The sequence below is a fragment of the Mycobacterium alsense genome (genome assembly GCF_002086635.1).
GTDB classification, from domain to species: Bacteria; Actinomycetota; Actinomycetes; order Mycobacteriales; family Mycobacteriaceae; genus Mycobacterium; species Mycobacterium alsense.
Genome location: NZ_MVHD01000039.1, coordinates 1 through 20,111, shown reverse-complemented (window position 1 = coordinate 20,111; position 20,111 = coordinate 1). Strand labels below are relative to the sequence as shown.

The following is a 20,111-nucleotide window of genomic DNA, read 5'->3' as shown; positions in this document are numbered from 1 at the left end:
CGCCACGTGGCCCGGCGCAGTTAGGGGGCCCGCGCACCCGGTGTCGTCCGGTCGAAACCCGAATTTGCTTGGCGCACAGGCGAACTCGTCGCGCTGCGGCGCCCGCGACGAACGTTTGGGGTCCGAAACCGCGGTAGTGTCACAGTGACGTAATTACAGCGGATGGAGGGTTAAGCCTTGGGCGGGGTCATCACGTCGACGATGCGCTGCAGATCTTCGACCGACGCGAACTCGACCACGATCCGCCCCTTGCGTTTGCCCAGGCTGACCGTCACCCGCGTGTCGAAGGTGTTCGACAGCCGCTCAGCAACGTCTTGCAGGCCGGGCATCTGGATCGGCTTGCGGCGCTGGGGCGCCGGCGGGGCGGTGTCACCGCGGTTGGCCAGGGTCACCGCCTCTTCGGTGGCCCGCACCGACAGGCCCTCGGCGACGATTCGGCCGGCCAGCTCCTCCTGCGCCTCGGGGCCGGCCTCCAGCGACAGCAGGGCGCGGGCGTGCCCGGCCGACAGGACGCCCGCCGCGACCCGCCGCTGCACCGCGATGGGCAGTTTGAGCAGGCGGATCATGTTCGTGATCAGGGGACGCGACCGGCCGATGCGCGACGCCAGTTCGTCGTGGGTGACGTCGAACTCCTCCAGCAGCTGCTGGTATGCCGCCGCCTCTTCGAGCGGGTTGAGCTGTACCCGATGGATGTTCTCGAGCAATGCGTCGCGCAACAGGTCGTCGTCGCCGGTCTCGCGCACGATGGCCGGGATGGTGGCCAGGCCCGCTTCCTGGGCGGCGCGCCATCGCCGCTCCCCCATCACGATCTGATACCGCGCGCCGCCCGGAGTTCCCGCCACCTCCCGCACCACGATCGGCTGCAGCAGCCCGAACTCGCGAATGGAGTGGACCAGCTCCGCCAGCGCCTCCTCGTCGAACACCTGCCGGGGCTGCCGGGGGTTGCGCTCGATGTCGGCCGGCGCGATCTCACGGTAGACCGCGCCCACGGCGGCGGCATCGGCCGCGGAGGCACCCGGTCCGCCGATCAGCACGTCGGCGGCCGCATCGCCCATCCGCGGGCCCAGTGTCGCCGGGCCGGAATCGCCTTCCGCGGGACCGGTGGGGATCAGCGAAGCCAGTCCCCGGCCGAGGCCGCCCTTCTTGCGTAACGGCTGCGTCATGGTCGTCCCTTCGCGGATGGTGGTGTGGGTCAATCCCGTTCGGCGAGTTCGCGACTCGCGTCCAGGTAGCTCATCGCCCCGCGCGAACCGGGGTCGTAGTCGATGATCGTCATGCTGTAGCCGGGCGCCTCCGAGACTTTGACGCTGCGCGGGATCACCGTGCGCAACACCTTGGCGCCGAAATAGTTGCGCACCTCTTCGGCGACCTGGTCGGCCAGCTTGGTCCGCCCGTCGTACATCGTCAGGATCACCGTGGTCACCTCCAGCTGGGGGTTGAGGTGAGCCTTCACCATTTCGATATTGCGCATCAGCTGTGACACCCCCTCGAGCGCGTAGTACTCGCACTGGATCGGGATCATGACCTCCGGGGCGGCCACGAGCGCATTGATCGTCAGCAGTCCCAGCGACGGCGGGCAGTCGACGAACACGTAGTCGAAGTCGAACCGCTCGAGCTCGGCCAGCGCGGTGCGCAGCCGGTTCTCGCGGGCGACCATGCTCACCAATTCGATCTCCGCGCCGGCCAAGTCGATCGTCGCCGGCACGCAGAAGAGCCGCGGGCTGTGCGGGCTGGGCCGGAGCGCATCGCCCAACGCAACCTCGCCGATGAGCACCTCGTACGACGACGGGGTCCCCGCCTGCCGCTCGTGGATACCGAGTGCCGTGCTCGCGTTGCCCTGGGGATCGAGGTCGATGACGAGCGTCTTGAGTCCCTGCACGGCCAGGGCGGCGGCGAGGTTGACCGCGGTGGTCGTCTTGCCGACGCCGCCCTTTTGGTTCGCAATGGTGAAGACGCGGCGGCGGCGGGGTCGGCGGAGCGGCGGGTAGGTGGTGTGGAGGACCCGCATCGCGCGCTCCGCCGCGGCGGCGATCGGCGTGTCGTACTCGTTCGATGTTTCACGTGAAACATGGCCGATTGCGGAGTCTGTGGGCTCCGGCTGCGGTTGCGCCTCCGTGAGGCTGGGTGCCGGCCCGCCTACCGTCGGATGGTCGTGGGGAGAGGTCACGATGTCCGCCTGTCCGCCGTTGATGCCGGCATCGGGCGCGACCGCTTTCCGCGCCGCGCTAACACTACGGTTGCGGGCGGACACAAGTAATTCGCGCCACATGTCACCACCCTGGCATCCACAGCGCCCACCGCCGCCATCACACGCCGGTGCGCTTTCAGTTCCTCGGGAGCGCGCTCCCCTTTGATCGCCACCATCCGCCCACCGGGCCGTAGCAACGGCATACTCCACTTCGTCAACTTGTCCAGCGCGGCAACCGCTCGCGACACCGCGGCGTCGCGGCCCCCGAACCGGTCGCGCACCCAGGGTTCCTCCGCACGGCCACGAACGACCTCGACGGCCAACCCTAGTTCGCCGACGACCTCGCTGAGAAACTCGCTGCGCCGCAGTAGCGGTTCGAGCAACACGATCTCGAGGTCGGGCCTTGCGATCGCCAAAGGGATTCCCGGCAGGCCCGCGCCGCTACCGATGTCGACCACCCGCTCCCCCGGCCCCAGCAGCTCGCCCACCGCGGCGCTATTCAATAGGTGCCGCTCCCACAGGCGGTCCGCCTCCCGCGGACCGAGGAGCCCGCGCTCCACGCCGGCTGCGGCGAGCGTTTCGGCGTACCGCCGCGCGGTGTCGATCCCCTGCCCGAAGACCGCCGACGCCGCGTCGCTCAACCCGTCCGGCACGGCATGTTTCACGTGAAACATCTCGTTTCCTTGTTTCACGTGAAACATCCCCGATCCCTGGTGGGCGAATTACACGGCTGTGACTCGGTCAGTCGAGCAGAACCACAACCCGCCGCGACGGCTCCTGGCCCTCGCTCTCGCTGTGAACGCCCGGCACCGCCGCGACGGCGTCGTGGACGATCTTGCGCTCGAACGGCGTCATCGGCGACAGCTCCTCGCGTTCCCCTGAGCTCAACACCCGCCGGGCCACCTTATCGCCCAGCGCGGCCAGCTCCTCGCGCCGGCGGCGCCGCCAGCTCGCGATGTCGAGCATCAGGCGGCTGCGCACACCGGTCTTCTGATGCACCGCCAGCCGGGTGAGCTCCTGCAGCGCGTCGAGCACCTCGCCCCCACGGCCCACCAACTTGTTGAGGTCGTCGCTGCCGTCGATGCTCACGACCGCGCGGTCGCCCTCGACGTCGAGATCGATGTCGCCGTCGAAGTCCAGCAGGTCCAACAGCTCTTCCAGATAGTCGCCGGCGATCTCCCCCTCGGCGACCAGTCGCTCCTCCACGTCGTCGGGTTGGTCTGCTTCCTCCGGCGCCGCCGCATCCTCGTCGACCGACGCTTGCGCGTCGGCTTCCGTGGCATCCGCGTCGAGGTCGCGCTCGGTGGTTTCGGCGTCCGTCATGTCGTTATCTCTCCCTCATCCGTGGCTCCCCGTTCCAGTCGGGTCACTGGTCCAAGGGGCCGGTGGCTTCTCGTCAGCGTTTCCGCTTCTTCGGGCGCGCTCCGGGGCGCGGGGTGCGGTTCGTCGGACCGTCGACGCGGCCCTCGCCGTTCGGCTTCTCCGGTTGCGCCGTCGTCGCGTTCGCGCCCGTGGCGTCGTCACCGTATCCATCGGTATCCGGGTTCGACGCAGGTTCGGCCGATGGCGCTGCCGTCTTGGGGTTGCGCTTGGGCTTGGCCCCCGGTGCCGGCGCGTTCGCGGCGCGGCGCTTGACGGCCTCTTGCCGCTTGGCCTCCTCTTCCTTCTCGATCATCCCGAACACGTAGTGCTGCTGTCCGAACGTCCAGATGTTGTTGGCGAACCAGTACAGGATGATCGCGAGCGGAAGGAACGGACCGCTGACGATGATCCCCAGCGGAAACACGTACAGCATGAGCTTGTTCATCATCGCGGTCTGCGGGTTGGCGGCCGCCTCGGGACTCTGCCGCGCCACCGACGCACGACCGTTGAAGTAGGTCGCTATGCCGGCCAGGATCATCACGGGCGCGCCCACGGCGATCACCGCGGGCCGGCTAAAGACCGTGAACGCATCCAACCCGGCATGCTGCGTCATGAAGGCGCCGATCGGGGCGCCGAACAGGTTGGCGTCCAGGAAGTGGCCGACGTCGGCGGGGCTGAAGAAATAGTTTCCGGTCATCCGGTTTTGGGCCACCGACAGCTGCGTCTGGCCGAAGCCGCCGGTCGTGCGGTTGAACGATCGCAGGACGTGATACAGCCCGAGGAACACCGGGATCTGCGCGAACGCCGGCAGGCAGCCCAAGAGCGGATTAAAGCCGTGCTCGCGCTGCAGTTTCTGCATTTCGAGCGCCAGCCGTTGGCGGTCCTTGGCGTACTTCTTCTGCAGCGCCTTGAGCTGCGGCTGCAGTTCCTGCATCTGGCGGGTGAAGCGGATCTGGTTCACGACCGGCTTGTAGAGCAACGCCCGCAGGGTGAACACCAGGAACATCACCGACAGGGCCCACGCGAAGAAGTTCGACGGGCCCAGGACGGCCGCGAACAACTTGTACCAGACCCACATGATCCACGACACCGGGTAGTAGACGAAGTCGAGGCTGACAAAATCAAAGGACAAAAGACTCACTCTTCCCGTGCTTCGCTGGGGGTTCCCCGGCAGTGCTGGCGTCGTCGAAGCCGGCTCGGCGGCCGCTTCGCTCGGGTATCGGATCCCATCCTCCCCGATGCCACGGTCCGCATTTGGCGAGCCTGACCGCGGACAGCCAACTCCCCCGGATCAAGCCGTACTCGGTGAGGGCGTCGACGGCGTACTGGCTACAGGTTGGCACGAAGCGGCATGTCGGCAGCCGCAGCGGCGACACCGTATGCCGGTACAGCCGGATGAGGAAAAGTAGGCACCGCACGGCGGCACCGCTCGCCCCGTTGGCGGCACCGCGAGCCCGCGCCGCCGGGCTCACCGGTCGGCTCCGGCCGAGTCGCGGACGCGAGACAGCCCGCGCCGCAGTTGCTGTTCCAGCCGCGCCGAGGACGCCTGGCGACTGCTTGGCAACGCTCGGATCACCACCTGGTCGGATTTGTGAAGGTCGCCCAACATCGTCCGCGCGACATGTCGTAGCCGGCGCGCTACGCGATGGCGTTCCACCGCCGAGCCCACGGGCTTCGCGATGATCAAGCCGACGCGTGGGCCGGTGTCGTCTTCGGGCGCCCGGCGAAGGTGGACGACGATATCGGCCTGCGCGGAGCGCGCGCCAAATTTCACCGCGGCGTCAAACTCTTTTGACCGCCGCATCCGGTTGCGTGCGGGAAGCACCGCCGAAAACCTGGTTGCGATCAGGCAGTTAGCGCGCGGCGGCCTTTGCGGCGCCGGTTGGAAACGATCGCCCGCCCGGCACGCGTGCGCATCCGCAACCGGAAGCCGTGCACGCGGGCTCGGCGCCGGTTATTCGGCTGGAAGGTCCGCTTGCCCTTGGCCACGGCGTTCTCCTCGTATTCGAACCATCCGGCCGCTCGACTGCGTCCATCCGTGAGTCGGTCGGGGGTGGGTCTTGCTGCTGGCCGGCGCGGTCCCCGGGCGAAGTACCGGGTCGCAGCCGTATCGCCAACTTTCGGGCGACTGTTCGAGGGTACTGATGAGCCTGCGCTGGGTCAAACTTGCTCTGCCGCAACGAGCCAAACTCACACATCCGCGAAAACAGAAGTTCTCGGCGACGCCTCTGCGGCACCATAGGTGAACGACCAACTTGCACCGCCGAAGAACCCCAGAGAAGCCGATTGGAATGCAGCACAACGGTTGGCAGCCGCACGGAAAACTGTTAGCTTCGGGCAATGCCGTTTCAGCGTGGAACGGCGCTCGACGACGAAGCGAGGATGGCGGATCGACTAGCTGTTTAGACGGCCTGCACGGGCCGTCACCAGCACGGAGATCGCGGGCCGTCGCCGGTAGGCTGCGGCTCGTTTATGCTCATCCTGTCCACACCTGTGCATAACTATGTGGACAGTTGCTTCTTCGCCAAGCGTGGCTGCTCCTCGACCCGGGATCTGCGAGAACCAGGGAGATTACGTCGTTGACCGATGACCCGGGTTCAGGATTCACGACAGTGTGGAGCGCAGTCGTCTCCGAGCTCAACGGCGAGCCCGCCTCCGACGGCATGTCCGCCAATCGCACCGCCCTCGCCACCCCGCTGACCCCTCAGCAAAGGGCGTGGCTCAATCTGGTGCAGCCCCTGACCATCGTCGAGGGTTTTGCTCTGCTGTCCGTGCCGAGCAGCTTCGTGCAAAACGAAATCGAGCGTCACTTGCGCGCCCCGATCACCGACGCCCTGAGCCGCCGGCTCGGGCAGCAGATTCAACTCGGCGTGCGCATCGCCCCACCCGAGGACGGCGGCGACACGCCCTTCGCACAGCCCGACGGCTTCCCCCAAGCCGCGGAAGTCCCGAACTCGGCCCAGCCGGACGACACCGACCTCGATACCCCGCTCGACGCCGACGAGGCCGACGAGAACGCCGAACTCGTTGGCGACGCCGAACAGAGTTGGCCGAACTACTTCACCGACCGCCGCCTCAGCACCGATCCGGCCGTCCTCGGCGGAACCAGCCTCAACCGCCGCTACACCTTCGACACGTTCGTCATCGGCGCGTCCAACCGATTCGCCCACGCGGCGGCCCTGGCCATCGCCGAAGCGCCGGCCCGCGCCTACAACCCGCTGTTCATCTGGGGTGAGTCCGGCCTCGGCAAGACCCACCTGCTGCACGCCGCCGGAAACTACGCACAGCGGCTGTTTCCCGGCATGCGGGTGAAGTACGTGTCCACCGAGGAATTCACCAACGACTTCATCAACTCGCTGCGCGACGACCGCAAGGTGGCGTTCAAACGCAGCTACCGCGACGTCGACGTGCTGCTGGTGGATGACATTCAGTTCATCGAGGGCAAGGAAGGCATCCAGGAGGAGTTCTTCCACACCTTCAACACCCTGCACAACGCCAACAAGCAGATCGTCATCTCGTCTGACCGGCCGCCGAAGCAGCTCGCCACCCTCGAGGACCGGCTGCGGACCCGGTTCGAATGGGGGCTGATCACCGACGTCCAGCCCCCCGAACTGGAGACCCGCATCGCGATTCTGCGCAAGAAGGCTCAAATGGAGCGCCTGGCGGTGCCCGACGACGTCCTCGAGTTGATCGCCAGCAGCATCGAACGCAACATCCGGGAGCTGGAAGGCGCTCTCATCCGGGTTACCGCGTTCGCCTCGCTGAACAAGACTCCCATCGACAAGGCGCTGGCGGAGATCGTGCTTCGGGATCTGATCGCCGACGCCAGCACGATGCAGATCAGCGCGGCGACCATCATGGCCGCCACCGCCGAATACTTCGACACCACCGTCGAGGAGTTGCGTGGCCCCGGCAAGACCCGGGCGCTGGCGCAGTCACGCCAGATCGCGATGTACCTGTGCCGCGAGCTCACCGATCTGTCGTTGCCGAAGATCGGTCAAGCATTCGGCCGCGACCACACCACGGTCATGTACGCGCAACGAAAGATTCTGTCGGAGATGGCCGAACGGCGTGAGGTCTTCGACCACGTCAAAGAACTCACCACGCGGATCCGGCAGCGCTCCAAGCGCTGACTGGCGCGCCCAGGGGCCGTCCCGACAAGTTTTTTCCGAAAAACTTCCCGCACCCCTGTCACACCCGTCACACGCGGTCGCTTGTGTGCAGCGCTGTGCAAAACCCGTCAAACACCGGTGCACAATCGGGGTTTTGGTGCACATCCAGCGTCCATCCCCAGCGACCCAACAGGCCGCACACAGTTGTCAGCGCAATCATCCACAGCCCCGGCCACTCCCTAGCTGCGCCGAAGCTCGTCTGTCCCCAGCATGCACAGCCCTTAATACTGGTACTGAGATCTCTTCGTCGTTTCTTCTTTGAAGAACGGCGTTGGGGACATGCGTTGCCCACGCGACGCGCAGCGCGCGTTGGCCCGGCTTGTCGGCCTTTTGGATTAGCTTTCAAGATGGCCGCAGAAGATCTACGGTTGTGGTTCGACTGCTAGCGACGGGCGGCTAGCCATCTAGGTTTCGAACACTTGGCAGGTGAAGGGACGCTATGGACGCGGCGACGACAACAGCTGGCCTCACCGACCTGAAATTCCGTCTGGTGCGGGAGTCTTTCGCCGACGCGGTGTCGTGGGTGGCAAAGAACCTGCCGACCAGGCCGGCGGTGCCCGTGCTCTCGGGGGTCCTGCTGTCCGGCTCGAACGACGGGCTGACGATCTCCGGATTCGACTACGAGGTCTCCGCGGAAGCCCAGGTCGCGGCCGAAATCGCTTCCCCGGGAAGCGTTTTGGTATCCGGGAGGTTGCTGTCAGACATCACCCGGGCATTGCCGAACAAGCCCGTCGACGTTTATGTCGACGGCAATCGGGTCGCGTTGACCTGCGGAAGCGCCAGGTTCTCGTTGCCGACCATGCCGGTCGAGGATTATCCGACCCTGCCCGCGCTGCCGGAAGGCACGGGGACGCTGCCGGCGGAGCTGTTCGCCGAGGCGATCGGCCAGGTGGCCGTTGCCGCGGGCCGCGATGACACGCTGCCGATGCTGACCGGGATTCGGGTCGAGATTTCCGGTGACAGGGTGGTTCTGGCCGCGACCGACAGGTTCCGCCTGGCGGTGCGCGAGTTGACCTGGTCGGCGTTGTCGCCCGACGTGGAAGCCGCGGTGTTGGTGCCGGCCAAGACGCTGGCCGAGGCCGCGAAAGCCGGCGCCGACGGGGACGAGGTGCGGTTGTCGCTGGGCGCCGGTGCCGGAGTCGGGCAGGACGGGTTGTTGGGCATCAGCGGCAATGGCAAGCGCAGCACCACGCGTCTGCTCGACGCGGAGTTCCCGAAGTTTCGGCAACTGCTGCCGGCCGAGCACACGGCCGTCGCCACCATCGACGTCGCCGAGCTGACCGAGGCCATCAAGCTGGTCGCGCTGGTCGCCGACCGTGGCGCTCAGGTGCGGATGGAATTCTCCGACGGCACGCTGCGGCTGTCCGCGGGCGCCGACGACGTGGGTCGCGCCGAGGAAGACCTCCAGGTCGATTTCGTGGGTGAGCCATTGACGATCGCGTTCAACCCGACGTATCTGACCGACGGGCTGGCGTCGGTGCACTCGGAGCGGGTGTCGTTCGGTTTCACGACGCCGGGCAAGCCGGCGCTGTTGCGCCCAGCGCTCGATGACGACAGCTCGCCGACCGGCACCGGGCCGTTCGCCGCGCTGCCGACCGATTACGTGTATTTGTTGATGCCCGTCCGGTTGCCCGGGTAAGTGTACGTCCGACACTTGGGCCTGCGCGATTTCCGGTCCTGGGCACACGTCGACCTCGAATTGCCGGCGGGCCGTACCGTATTCGTCGGCCCCAATGGGTTCGGGAAGACGAATTTGGTTGAAGCCCTGTGGTATTCGACCACCTTGGGTTCACACCGGGTTGGCACCGACGCCCCGTTGATTCGGGCCGGCGCGGACCGCGCGGTGGTCTCGACGATCGTCGTCAACGATGGCCGGGAATGCGCCATTGACCTCGAGATCGCGGCCGGGCGCGCCAACAAGGCCCGGCTGAACCGGTCCCCGGTGCGCAGCACGCGCGAGGTGGTCGGGGTGCTGCGGGCGGTGCTGTTCGCGCCCGAAGACCTGGCCCTGGTGCGCGGAGACCCGTCGGATCGGCGCCGCTACCTCGACGATTTGGCCACGGTACGTCGGCCCGCGGTCGCCGGCGTGCGCGCCGATTACGACAAGGTTTTGCGGCAACGCACCGCCCTGTTGAAGTCGTTGTCCGGGGCGCGTTACCGCGGCGACCGGGGCGCCCTGGACACCCTCGACGTGTGGGATAACCGGCTGGCCGAGCACGGCGCCGCATTGATGGCGGCGCGGATCGATCTGGTCAATCAGTTGGCGCCGGAGGTGGAGAAGGCCTATCAGTTGCTCGCGCCGGGATCGCGGCCCGCGACGATCAGCTACCGCTCGAGCCTGGGCGACCCCCAGGTCGGCAGCGACCCCACCGACCGGGAGTTCCTGGAGGCCGCCTTGCTGGCCGCCCTGTCGGCCCGCCGCGATGCGGAGCTGGAGCGCGGCGTGTGCCTGGTCGGTCCGCACCGCGACGACCTGGAACTGCGCCTGGGTGACGAACCCGCGAAAGGCTTTGCCAGCCATGGCGAATCGTGGTCTTTCGCGGTGGGCCTGCGGCTCGCGGCGTACGAATTGCTCCGGGAGGACGGCAGCGACCCCGTGTTGTTGCTCGACGACGTGTTCGCCGAACTCGACGCCACCCGGCGCCGGGCGTTGGCGTCCGTGGCCGAATCCGCCGAACAGGTTGTGGTGACCGCGGCGGTGCTGGAAGACATTCCGGCGGACTGGGACGCTAGGCGGGTGCACATCGAGTTGCGCGACGATGACTCGGGGCGGGTTTCGGCGGTGGTTCCGTGACGGGCGACGGCGACACGGAAAACACGGAAAGTGTTGACCGCCTTGGTGGATTGACGGGAATGGACCTGGTGCGGCGCACCCTCGAGGAGGCCCGCGCCGCGGCGCGCGCGCAGGGCAAGGACGCCGGTCGGGGACGGGCGATCCCGCCGGGTGCGCGCCGCGTGGCCGGACAGCGACGAAGCTGGTCGGCACCGGGTCCGGATGTTCGGGATCCGCAGCCGCTGGGCAGGTTGGCGCGTGAACTGGCCAAAAAGCGCGGCTGGTCGGCGCACGTCGCCGAGGGCACCGTGCTGGGCCACTGGTCAGCGGTGGTCGGGCAGCAGATCGCCGACCACGCGACCCCGACCGCGCTCAACGAGGGCGTGCTGAGCGTGGCGGCCGAATCGACGGCCTGGGCTACCCAGCTGCGGATGATTCAGGCGCAACTGCTGGCCAAGATCGCCGCGGCGGTTGGCAACGGTGTGGTGACGTCGCTGAAGATCACCGGGCCGGCCGCACCGTCGTGGCGCAAGGGTCCGCGGCACATCGCCGGCCGGGGGCCCCGCGACACCTACGGTTGACCCGTTGCAGGCTCCACACGATCCCCAGTTACGGGTCTTTCCACAGGCGGCTCAGAGCCGCCAGGACGACGCGTACTCGCAGATCGCACGTCAGGACGCGCCTATGAGGAAGAAATCGCGCGCACGGCGCAGTTAGCTGGGTAGAAACGCGCCCGGAGGAAGGGTCCGGGGCCTCGATCACGGTAGAGTGGTGGCATGCGACCGCTGCGGTGACCGGACCGCCCGCATGAAACCCCAAGGAGAGCATTCCGACCGTGGCTGCCCAGAAGAAGAAGCCTCAAGCCGGATACGGCGCCGAACAAATCACAGTTCTGGAAGGTCTGGAGGCCGTCCGCAAACGCCCGGGCATGTATATCGGCTCCACCGGCGAGCGCGGTCTGCACCACCTCATCTGGGAGGTGGTCGACAACTCGGTGGACGAGGCGATGGCCGGTTTTGCCAACCGGGTGGACGTCCGGCTGTTGGACGACGGCGGCGTCGAGGTGACAGACAACGGCCGCGGTATCCCCGTGGCGATGCACGCCACCGGCGCCCCGACCGTCGACGTGGTGATGACCCAGCTGCACGCGGGCGGCAAGTTCGGCGGCGAGAACAGTGGCTACAACGTCAGCGGCGGCCTGCACGGCGTCGGCGTTTCGGTCGTCAACGCTTTGTCGACTCGGCTCGAGGTGGACATCGCTCGCGACGGCCACGAATGGTCGCAATACTACGACCACGCCGTGCCCGGCACCCTCAAGCAGGGTGAGGCCACCAAGAGGACCGGAACCACCATCCGGTTTTGGGCGGACCCGGACATATTCGAAACCACCGAATACGACTTCGAGACCGTCGCGCGCCGGCTGCAGGAAATGGCTTTCCTGAACAAGGGCCTGACGATCGAGCTCACCGACGAGCGGGTGACCCAGGAAGAGGTCGTCGACGAGGTGGTCAGCGATACCGCCGACGCACCCAAGACCGCCGAGGAAAAGGCGGCCGAATCGACCGCGCCGCACAAGGTCAAGCACCGCACCTTCCACTACCCCGGCGGGCTGGTCGACTTCGTCAAGCACATCAACCGCACCAAGAACCCGATCCAGCAGAGCGTCATCGACTTCGGCGGCAAGGGCGCCGGCCACGAGGTCGAAATCGCAATGCAGTGGAACGGCGGCTATTCGGAGTCGGTGCACACCTTCGCCAACACCATCAACACCCACGAGGGCGGCACCCACGAAGAGGGATTTCGCAGCGCGTTGACGTCGGTGGTGAACAAGTACGCCAAAGACAAGAAGCTGTTGAAAGACAAGGACCCCAACCTCACCGGCGACGACATCCGGGAGGGCCTGGCCGCGGTCATCTCGGTGAAGGTCAGCGAACCGCAGTTCGAGGGTCAGACCAAGACCAAGCTGGGCAACACCGAGGTCAAATCGTTCGTGCAGAAGGTCTGCAACGAGCAGCTGACGCACTGGTTCGAGTCGAACCCCTCGGAGGCGAAAACCGTCGTAAACAAGGCGGTCTCGTCCGCACAGGCCCGGATCGCGGCGCGCAAGGCGCGAGAGCTGGTGCGCCGCAAGAGCGCCACCGACCTCGGCGGGCTACCGGGCAAACTCGCCGACTGCCGCTCCACCGATCCACGCAGGTCCGAACTGTATGTGGTGGAAGGCGATTCGGCCGGCGGCTCGGCCAAGAGCGGCCGCGACTCGATGTTCCAGGCAATTCTGCCGCTGCGCGGCAAGATCATCAACGTCGAGAAGGCGCGCATCGACCGGGTCCTGAAGAACACCGAGGTCCAGGCGATCATCACCGCGCTGGGCACCGGGATTCACGACGAGTTCGACATCACCAAGCTGCGCTACCACAAGATCGTGCTGATGGCCGACGCCGACGTCGACGGCCAACACATCTCGACGCTGCTGCTGACGCTGTTGTTCCGGTTCATGCGGCCACTGATCGAAAACGGGCACGTCTTCCTGGCCCAGCCGCCGCTGTACAAGCTGAAGTGGCAGCGCAGCGATCCCGAGTTCGCCTACTCCGACCGGGAGCGCGACGGCCTGTTGGAGGCGGGCCTGAAGGCCGGGAAGAAGATCAACAAGGAAGACGGCATCCAGCGCTACAAGGGTTTGGGCGAGATGGACGCCAAGGAGTTGTGGGAAACCACCATGGACCCATCGGTGCGGGTGCTGCGCCAGGTCACCCTCGACGACGCCGCCGCCGCCGACGAGCTGTTCTCGATCCTGATGGGCGAGGACGTCGATGCGCGCCGCAGCTTCATCACCCGCAACGCCAAAGACGTTCGCTTCCTGGACGTCTAAGACCTACAGGGACATAGATGACTGACACCACGCTGCCACCCGGCGACGAGGCCGGCGACCGCATCGAACCGGTTGACATCCAGCAGGAGATGCAGCGCAGCTACATCGACTACGCGATGAGCGTGATCGTGGGCCGCGCGCTGCCGGAGGTGCGCGACGGCCTCAAGCCGGTGCACCGCCGCGTGCTGTACGCGATGTACGACTCCGGCTTCCGCCCCGACCGCAGCCATGCCAAGTCGGCGCGGTCGGTGGCCGAGACGATGGGCAACTACCACCCGCACGGCGACGCGTCGATCTACGACACCCTGGTGCGCATGGCGCAGCCGTGGTCGCTGCGCTATCCGCTCGTCGACGGGCAGGGCAACTTCGGCTCGCCGGGCAACGATCCTCCGGCGGCGATGCGCTATTGTGCCTCTGGAGATGCCTTGGTGCGCTTGCCGTTCGGGCAGTCGGTGCGGATTGGCGACGTCGTTGCCGGAGCAGCGCCCAACTCGGACAACGCGATCGAGTTGAAGGTTTCGGATCGGCACGGAAACCCGGTGCTGGCCGACCGTCTATTCCATTCGGGCGACCACCAGACGTACACGGTGCGCACGGGCGAAGGCTACGAGGTCACCGGCACGGCGAACCACCCGCTGCTGTGCCTGGTCGATGTCGGCGGTGTGCCGACGCTGCTGTGGAAGTTGATCGAAGAGATCCACCCAGATGATTGCGTTGTCTTGCAGCGCACCCTCCCAATGGAGTTGGGGCCGGCCGCCTGGCATGACGTGATGGAAGCACTGCTGTTGGGCGCCGTCATTAGTGAGGGCTACGTTTCGGAGACTCACGCTGGGTTCGCCAATTGTGATCGCGACTACTTCGCGATGGTCGCCGGTGCGTACGACGCCGTCATCGGCGGCAAACGCTGCATTTACCAGACAACGAACGCATCGGGCTTTCTGATGCAAAAACTCCACGTCTACGACATGACTGCGCTGAAACAGAGCCGCCTCTGGGAGATGGTGGGACAGCGGTCCGCCAACAAGGCTGTGCCCGAGTGGCTGTGGCACTCCCCCGCCGCGGTTAAAAGGGTGTTCCTGCAGGCGCTATTTGAGGGCGACGGCTCATGCTCGGCGCTGCCGCGCAACACCATTCAGATTTCTTACTCAACCCGCAGCAAGCAACTGGCCGCCGACGTGCAGCAGATGCTGCTCGAGTTCGGCGTCATCTCACGTCGCTACCGCCACGCCGTCGGCGAATACAAGGTCGTGATCACAAACCGCGCCCAAGCCGAACTCTTCGCCACGCAAATCGGATTCGGAGGGGCCAAGCAGGAGAAGCTGCGCGACATCCTGGAAGCATTCCCCCCGTGCGCCGGCATGGACACCGACCACGTTCCCGGCCTCGCGCGGTTCATCCGTAAACACTGTGGCAGTCGTTGGGTCGACAAGGACTGGCTCAATCGCCACAACGTTGACCGCATCCAACGTTGGCGGACCGGCGGTGAAGAAATCCTCTCCCATATCGCCGATCCGGACGTCCGCGCCATCGCCACCGAGCTGACCGACGGCCGCTTCTACTACGCGCGCGTGGCTTCGATCACCAATGCCGGCGTGCAACCCGTCTACAGCCTGCGCGTCGACACCGACGACCACGCCTTCCTGACCAACGGCTTCGTCAGCCACAACACAGAGGCGCGGCTGACCCCGCTAGCGATGGAGATGCTGCGCGAAATCGACGAGGAGACAGTCGATTTCATTCCCAACTACGACGGCCGGGTGCAGGAACCCACGGTGCTGCCCAGCCGGTTCCCCAACCTGCTGGCCAACGGGTCGGGCGGGATCGCGGTCGGCATGGCGACCAACATCCCGCCGCACAACCTGCGCGAGTTGGCCGAGGCGGTGTTCTGGTGCCTGCAAAACCACGAGGCCGACGAGGAAGCCACCCTGGCCGCGGTGATGGAGCGGGTCAAGGGCCCGGACTTTCCCACCCACGGGCTGATCGTCGGCTCGCAGGGCATCGGCGACGCCTACAAGACCGGCCGCGGCTCCATCCGGATGCGCGGCGTGGTCGAGGTCGAAGAGGCCAGGGGCCGAACGTCTTTGGTGATCACCGAGTTGCCGTATCAGGTCAACCACGACAACTTCATCACCTCGATCGCCGAACAGGTCCGCGACGGCAAGCTGGCCGGGATCGCCAACATCGAAGACCAGTCCAGCGACCGGGTGGGCCTGCGCATCGTCGTCGAGCTCAAGCGCGACGCGGTGGCCAAGGTGGTGCTCAACAACCTCTATAAGCACACCCAGCTGCAGACCAGCTTCGGCGCGAACATGCTCGCGATCGTCGACGGGGTGCCGCGCACCCTGCGGCTCGATCAGATGATCCGTCACTACGTCGACCACCAACTCGACGTCATCGTCCGCCGCACCACCTACCGGCTACGCAAGGCCAACGAGCGGGCCCACATCCTGCGCGGCCTGGTCAAGGCGCTCGACGCGCTGGACGAGGTGATCGCGTTGATCCGCGCGTCGGAGACCGTCGACATCGCCCGCGCCGGCCTGATGGAGCTGCTCGACATCGACGAGATCCAGGCGCAGGCGATCCTGGACATGCAGCTGCGGCGCCTGGCGGCCCTGGAGCGCCAGCGCATCATCGACGACCTGGCCAAGATCGAGGCCGAGATCGCCGACCTGGAAGACATCCTGGCCAAACCGGAGCGCCAACGCGGCATCGTGCGCGACGAACTGAGCGAGATCGTCGAGAAGCACGGCGACGACCGTCGCACCCGCATCGTCGCCGCCGACGGCGAGGTCAGCGACGAGGACCTGATCGCCCGCGAGGACGTCGTCGTCACCATCACCGAGACCGGATACGCCAAGCGCACCAAGACCGATCTGTACCGCAGCCAGAAGCGCGGCGGAAAGGGCGTGCAGGGCGCCGGGCTCAAGCAGGACGACATCGTCAAGCATTTCTTCGTGTCCTCGACCCACGACTGGATCCTGTTCTTCACCACGCAGGGCCGGGTCTACCGGGCCAAGGCCTACGAGCTGCCGGAGGCGTCGCGCACGGCGCGCGGGCAGCACGTCGCCAACCTGCTGGCGTTCCAGCCCGAGGAGCGCATCGCGCAGGTCATCCAGATCCGCAGCTACGAGGACGCCCCGTACCTGGTGCTGGCCACCCGCAAGGGCCTGGTGAAGAAGACCAAGCTGACCGACTTCGACTCCAACCGCTCGGGCGGGATCGTGGCGATCAACCTCAGGGACGGCGACGAGCTGGTCGGCGCGGTGTTGTGCTCGTCCGACGACGACCTGCTGCTGGTCTCGGCCAACGGACAGTCCATCCGGTTCTCGGCGACCGACGAGGCGCTGCGCCCGATGGGCCGGGCCACTTCGGGGGTGCAGGGCATGCGCTTCAACACCGACGATTACCTGTTGTCGCTCAACGTGGTTCGCGAAGGCACCTACCTGCTGGTCGCCACGTCGGGGGGTTACGCCAAGCGCACGGCGATCGAGGAGTACCCGGTGCAGGGGCGCGGGGGCAAGGGCGTGTTGACCGTCCAATACGACCGTCGGCGCGGCAAGTTGGTGGGTGCGCTAATCGTCGACGACGAGAGCGAGCTCTACGCGATCACCTCCGGCGGCGGCGTGATCCGCACCGCGGCGCGCCAGGTCCGCAAGGCGGGCCGGCAGACCAAGGGTGTGCGCTTGATGAACCTGGGCGAGGACAACACGCTGTTGGCCATCGCGCGCAACGCCGAGGAGGCGGCCGACGAGGTGGTCGGGGACGCAGACGGCGAAGCGGATTCGGAAGGCTAGCGGGGATGCGGGCACGCGGCGGCCCGGCGGGACGCCCGGGCAACTAGACTCGGCGCGATGGCCGTGCGGACCAAGCGCGGACTGCCACCGCGCAGGCGGCCAACGCAGGAGACCTAAGGAGTCGGGGTGACGTCACCGAACGAGCAGGGCGCCCCCAAACAGGGCGACGGCATCAATGGGGATGGCTTGGCCGAGCGTGCCGGGGCACACCGCGCCCCGACGCAGACGAACCGCGTTCAGGATGCCGTCGACGCGCCGTCCCGCCAGCGCGGCGCCACCCGAGCGTCCCACGCGGGCCAGCGCGAACCCGAACCGCGCCCCGAGCCGCGACCGTCGGGCCCGCCCACCGGGGCCGATGCCCGGCTGAACCGCTTCATCTCCGGCGGCGCCGCGCCGTCGCGCGACTCGGCGGGCGCGCCCGCGGAGGCCTACGCCAGCGAGCTGCCCGATCTGTCCGGGCCGATTCCGCGGCCCGCGCAGCGCAAGCCCGTCCCGGCCCGCGGCGCCGAGGGCCCAAACCGGACCGCGACCGCCGAGGGCCGGGAAAGCCGGGAAAGCCGGGAGTCCGGCGAGGGCCGCGAAAGCCGCGTCCAGGTTTCCAGGCGGACCCGCGGCCCCGTTCGGGCCAGCATGCAGATCCGCCGGATCGACCCCTGGAGCACGCTCAAAGTTTCCCTGCTGCTGTCGGTGGCGCTGTTCTTCGTGTGGATGATCGCGGTGGCGTTCCTCTACCTCGTGCTCGGCGGCATGGGCGTGTGGGCCAAGCTGAACAGCAACGTCGGCGACCTGCTGAACAACACCAGCGGCAGCAGCGGCGAGCTGGTGTCCAGCAGCACCATCTTCGGCGGCGCCGTGCTGATCGGGCTGGTCAACATCGTCCTGCTGACGGCGATGGCCACCATCGCCGCGTTCGTCTACAACCTGACCACCGATCTGATCGGCGGCATCGAAGTCACGCTGGCCGACCGCGACTAGCCTGGATCATGCGCTTTTGGGGGTGGGGTGGCGATTGCGGTAATCTCGTCGCTCGGCCATACGCGAGCAATGGGCCTATAGCTCAGGCGGTTAGAGCGCTTCGCTGATAACGAAGAGGTCGGAGGTTCGAGTCCTCCTAGGCCCACAACCATGTGCCCGTCCAGACGCTGCGTGAGGCTTGCACTGCCACTGGCCCTGGTCGCCGTGGCGGCGGCGGTGGCCCGGTCACGACGCGCGGTCGAGGTCTGGCACGTGGCGGTGGGCGATCCAGCCGATCACCCACCGAGCCACGACGAGGGGCCTTAGCTCAGTTGGTAGAGCACTGCCTTTGCAAGGCAGGTGTCAGGGGTTCGATTCCCCTAGGCTCCACAGACTTCCGCTGATTGTCCGCACTACCCGGCCGCCGGTGGTTTCGCCATCACCGCCGGCTTGAAGCCGTAGGTCGGAAGCATTCGCCCGTAACGGTTTCCACCCATCGCCCCGAACGGAGCCATCGGCAGGGCATTCATTCCTTCGGCCGCGGCGGGGGCAACGCCGGCGTTGAGCGCCGCGACGCCCGGGTTGGTCACCGCGCTCACCGGCGCCCAGCTCGGCGGCACCGACAACGCGCCCAGCGGAAGCGCCCTCCCGAGACCTCCCGCGACGCCCGCGGCGTTGGCGCCGGCGTTCGCGGCGGCATTGGTGGCGCCCGCCGCGGCCGCCGGGGCTGCCTTGGCCGCCGACGCGGCCGCCGGGGCCAGACCCTTCATGAACGATGTCAGGGCCACGATCGCGTTGGTGCTCTGCGCCGTTGACGTGGCCGTGGGCATGAAGCCGCTGATGTACTTGGTGTACAGGGTGATGAAGTCGTCGACCGAGGTGTTGCTCGTGATGAAGTCGTCGATCGTTTTGCTGGAGAACGGCGCCGCCATAATCTTCAAAGCCTCGGTGATCGAGTTCAGATTCGGCAACGCGCTTTGCACATCGATCGCCGAGGAATTACCCACGGCTGCCGAGACCGCGGCGGCCTGCCGTGCCAGCCCGGATGGATCGGCCACCGGCGGCGGTTCGGAGAACTCGGTCAACTGCGACGCTGCCGCGGACGAACTCGAGTAGGCGTACATCGCCGCCGCGTCCTGGGCCCAAAACTCGAAGTACTCGCCTTCCGTGGCCGCGATCGCGGGCGCGTTTTGTCCCAGGAAATTCGTCGCGAGCAACTCCGCCAACAGCGCGCGGTTGGCCGCGATGACCGGAGGGGGAACCGTCATCGCGAACGCCGTCTCGTGCGCGGCCGCTGCGGCGGCCGCCTGGGAGGCGGCAAGCTCGGAATCCGTTGCGCTGCTTTGCAACCACGCCACATACGGCGTCGCGGCCGCCACCAGCGATGCCGACGCCGGACCCAACCACGGGCCACTCGTGAGTGCGGAGATCACCGACTGAAAGCCCGCCGCCGCCGAGTGCAGGTCGGCGGCGAGCTCGCCCCAGCCCGCCGCGGCGGCGACCAACGAGCCCGCGCCCGGACCGGTGTACATGCGCCCGGAGTTGATTTCCGGGGGCAACAGCCCATAGTCCATTCGCTCAGCCCGCCGACGCCGCGTTGGCGGCTTCGGTCGCCGCGTAGGAAGCCGCACCCGCCGACAGCGTGGCCACCAACAATTGCTGGATCACCGCCGCCTGAGCGCCCAGCGCCTGGTACCGCTGGGCGTGCACGGCGAACTGGGCCGCGGTCAGCGCGGACACCTCGTCCGCCGCGGCGGGAACCACACTTTGGGTCGGCGCGGCCGCGGCCGCGATGCCGGCGTTCAATGTGTCGGCGATCGACTGAAGATTCGCGGCGGCTGCCGCGAGCTTCTCCGGATACGCGTTTACGAAAGACATCGGGGTCCCTTTCAAATTTTGGGCGTCGCCACCGGACGATATAACCCGACTTGGCTCAAATTAGTGCGCATCACAGGCGCGGATTTTGAGCAGAGCGGTGCGGAGGTCGTCGGGTAGCGGG

The 20,111-nt window shown here is 67.1% G+C and carries 17 protein-coding genes and 2 tRNA genes; 9 read left to right on the top strand and 10 right to left on the bottom strand.

Annotated elements, in window-relative coordinates; all coding sequences use genetic code 11:
- Positions 1 to 170: 170 nt before the first annotated feature.
- From BST11_RS19285 to rpmH, 8 genes are all read right to left on the bottom strand, one after another.
- A complete protein-coding gene (locus BST11_RS19285) occupies positions 171 to 1,163 on the bottom strand; it encodes a ParB/RepB/Spo0J family partition protein (protein WP_083139485.1) in 993 nt (330 codons plus the stop codon).
- A gap of 29 nt (positions 1,164 to 1,192) precedes the next feature.
- On the bottom strand, positions 1,193 to 2,269 hold the full coding sequence (locus tag BST11_RS19280) for a ParA family protein (RefSeq protein ID WP_244897710.1): 1,077 nt from the start codon (positions 2,267 to 2,269) through the stop codon (positions 1,193 to 1,195).
- The gene (gene rsmG, locus BST11_RS19275) at positions 2,164 to 2,862 is read right to left on the bottom strand and encodes a 16S rRNA (guanine(527)-N(7))-methyltransferase RsmG (protein WP_083139510.1); all 699 of its coding nucleotides are present in this window, start codon (positions 2,860 to 2,862) and stop codon (positions 2,164 to 2,166) included. The genes BST11_RS19280 and rsmG overlap by 106 nt, the downstream gene beginning before the upstream one ends.
- 67 nt (positions 2,863 to 2,929) lie before the next feature.
- On the bottom strand, positions 2,930 to 3,511 hold the full coding sequence (locus BST11_RS19270) for a Jag family protein (protein ID WP_083139484.1): 582 nt from the start codon (positions 3,509 to 3,511) through the stop codon (positions 2,930 to 2,932).
- Positions 3,512 to 3,584: 73 nt separating this feature from the next.
- A complete protein-coding gene (gene yidC, locus BST11_RS19265) occupies positions 3,585 to 4,691 on the bottom strand; it encodes a membrane protein insertase YidC (protein ID WP_142276441.1) in 1,107 nt (368 codons plus the stop codon).
- Entirely contained in the window at positions 4,672 to 5,022 is a 351-nt protein-coding gene (gene yidD, locus BST11_RS19260) for a membrane protein insertion efficiency factor YidD (RefSeq protein WP_083139482.1), read from the bottom strand. Before yidD ends, yidC begins: the two co-directional genes overlap by 20 nt.
- On the bottom strand, positions 5,019 to 5,375 hold the full coding sequence (rnpA, locus tag BST11_RS19255; RefSeq protein ID WP_083139481.1) for a ribonuclease P protein component: 357 nt from the start codon (positions 5,373 to 5,375) through the stop codon (positions 5,019 to 5,021). The genes yidD and rnpA overlap by 4 nt, the downstream gene beginning before the upstream one ends.
- 20 nt (positions 5,376 to 5,395) lie before the next feature.
- Positions 5,396 to 5,539 (bottom strand): 50S ribosomal protein L34, encoded by a 144-nt coding sequence (rpmH, locus tag BST11_RS19250; protein WP_003919815.1) that lies wholly within the window; start codon positions 5,537 to 5,539, stop codon positions 5,396 to 5,398.
- 590 nt (positions 5,540 to 6,129) lie between these two features.
- Between rpmH and dnaA the strand changes: the two genes are divergently transcribed.
- The 9 genes from dnaA (at position 6,130) to BST11_RS19205 (ending at position 18,502) form a co-directional block, all read left to right on the top strand.
- A complete protein-coding gene (gene dnaA, locus BST11_RS19245) occupies positions 6,130 to 7,683 on the top strand; it encodes a chromosomal replication initiator protein DnaA (RefSeq protein ID WP_083139480.1) in 1,554 nt (517 codons plus the stop codon).
- A 478-nt stretch (positions 7,684 to 8,161) separates the two neighbouring features.
- Positions 8,162 to 9,361 carry a DNA polymerase III subunit beta gene (dnaN, locus tag BST11_RS19240; RefSeq protein WP_083139479.1) on the top strand — a complete coding sequence of 400 codons (1,200 nt, stop codon included), beginning with the start codon at positions 8,162 to 8,164 and terminating at the stop codon, positions 9,359 to 9,361.
- Positions 9,362 to 10,516, top strand: coding sequence for a DNA replication/repair protein RecF (gene recF, locus BST11_RS19235; protein ID WP_083139478.1), 1,155 nt, complete (start codon positions 9,362 to 9,364; stop codon positions 10,514 to 10,516).
- Complete coding sequence (locus BST11_RS19230; protein WP_083139477.1) at positions 10,513 to 11,076, top strand: DUF721 family protein; 564 nt, start codon at positions 10,513 to 10,515, stop codon at positions 11,074 to 11,076. The genes recF and BST11_RS19230 overlap by 4 nt, the downstream gene beginning before the upstream one ends.
- A gap of 254 nt (positions 11,077 to 11,330) precedes the next feature.
- Complete coding sequence (gene gyrB, locus BST11_RS19225) at positions 11,331 to 13,364, top strand: DNA topoisomerase (ATP-hydrolyzing) subunit B (RefSeq protein ID WP_083139476.1); 2,034 nt, start codon at positions 11,331 to 11,333, stop codon at positions 13,362 to 13,364.
- A gap of 17 nt (positions 13,365 to 13,381) precedes the next feature.
- Entirely contained in the window at positions 13,382 to 17,158 is a 3,777-nt protein-coding gene (gene gyrA / locus BST11_RS19220) for an intein-containing DNA gyrase subunit A (RefSeq protein ID WP_083139475.1), read from the top strand.
- A 126-nt stretch (positions 17,159 to 17,284) separates the two neighbouring features.
- Complete coding sequence (locus tag BST11_RS19215) at positions 17,285 to 18,133, top strand: DUF3566 domain-containing protein (RefSeq protein WP_083139474.1); 849 nt, start codon at positions 17,285 to 17,287, stop codon at positions 18,131 to 18,133.
- Between the two features lie 71 nt (positions 18,134 to 18,204).
- Positions 18,205 to 18,278 (top strand) — tRNA-Ile (locus BST11_RS19210).
- A 151-nt stretch (positions 18,279 to 18,429) separates the two neighbouring features.
- A tRNA-Ala gene (locus tag BST11_RS19205) sits at positions 18,430 to 18,502 on the top strand.
- A gap of 23 nt (positions 18,503 to 18,525) precedes the next feature.
- Here BST11_RS19205 and BST11_RS19200 read toward each other — a convergent pair.
- Both BST11_RS19200 and BST11_RS19195 read right to left on the bottom strand, forming a co-directional pair.
- Positions 18,526 to 19,686: a PPE family protein gene (locus tag BST11_RS19200; RefSeq protein WP_083139473.1), complete on the bottom strand. Its 1,161-nt coding sequence runs from the start codon at positions 19,684 to 19,686 to the stop codon at positions 18,526 to 18,528.
- A gap of 4 nt (positions 19,687 to 19,690) precedes the next feature.
- Entirely contained in the window at positions 19,691 to 19,990 is a 300-nt protein-coding gene (locus BST11_RS19195) for a PE family protein (protein ID WP_067317771.1), read from the bottom strand.
- Positions 19,991 to 20,111: the final 121 nt, after the last annotated feature.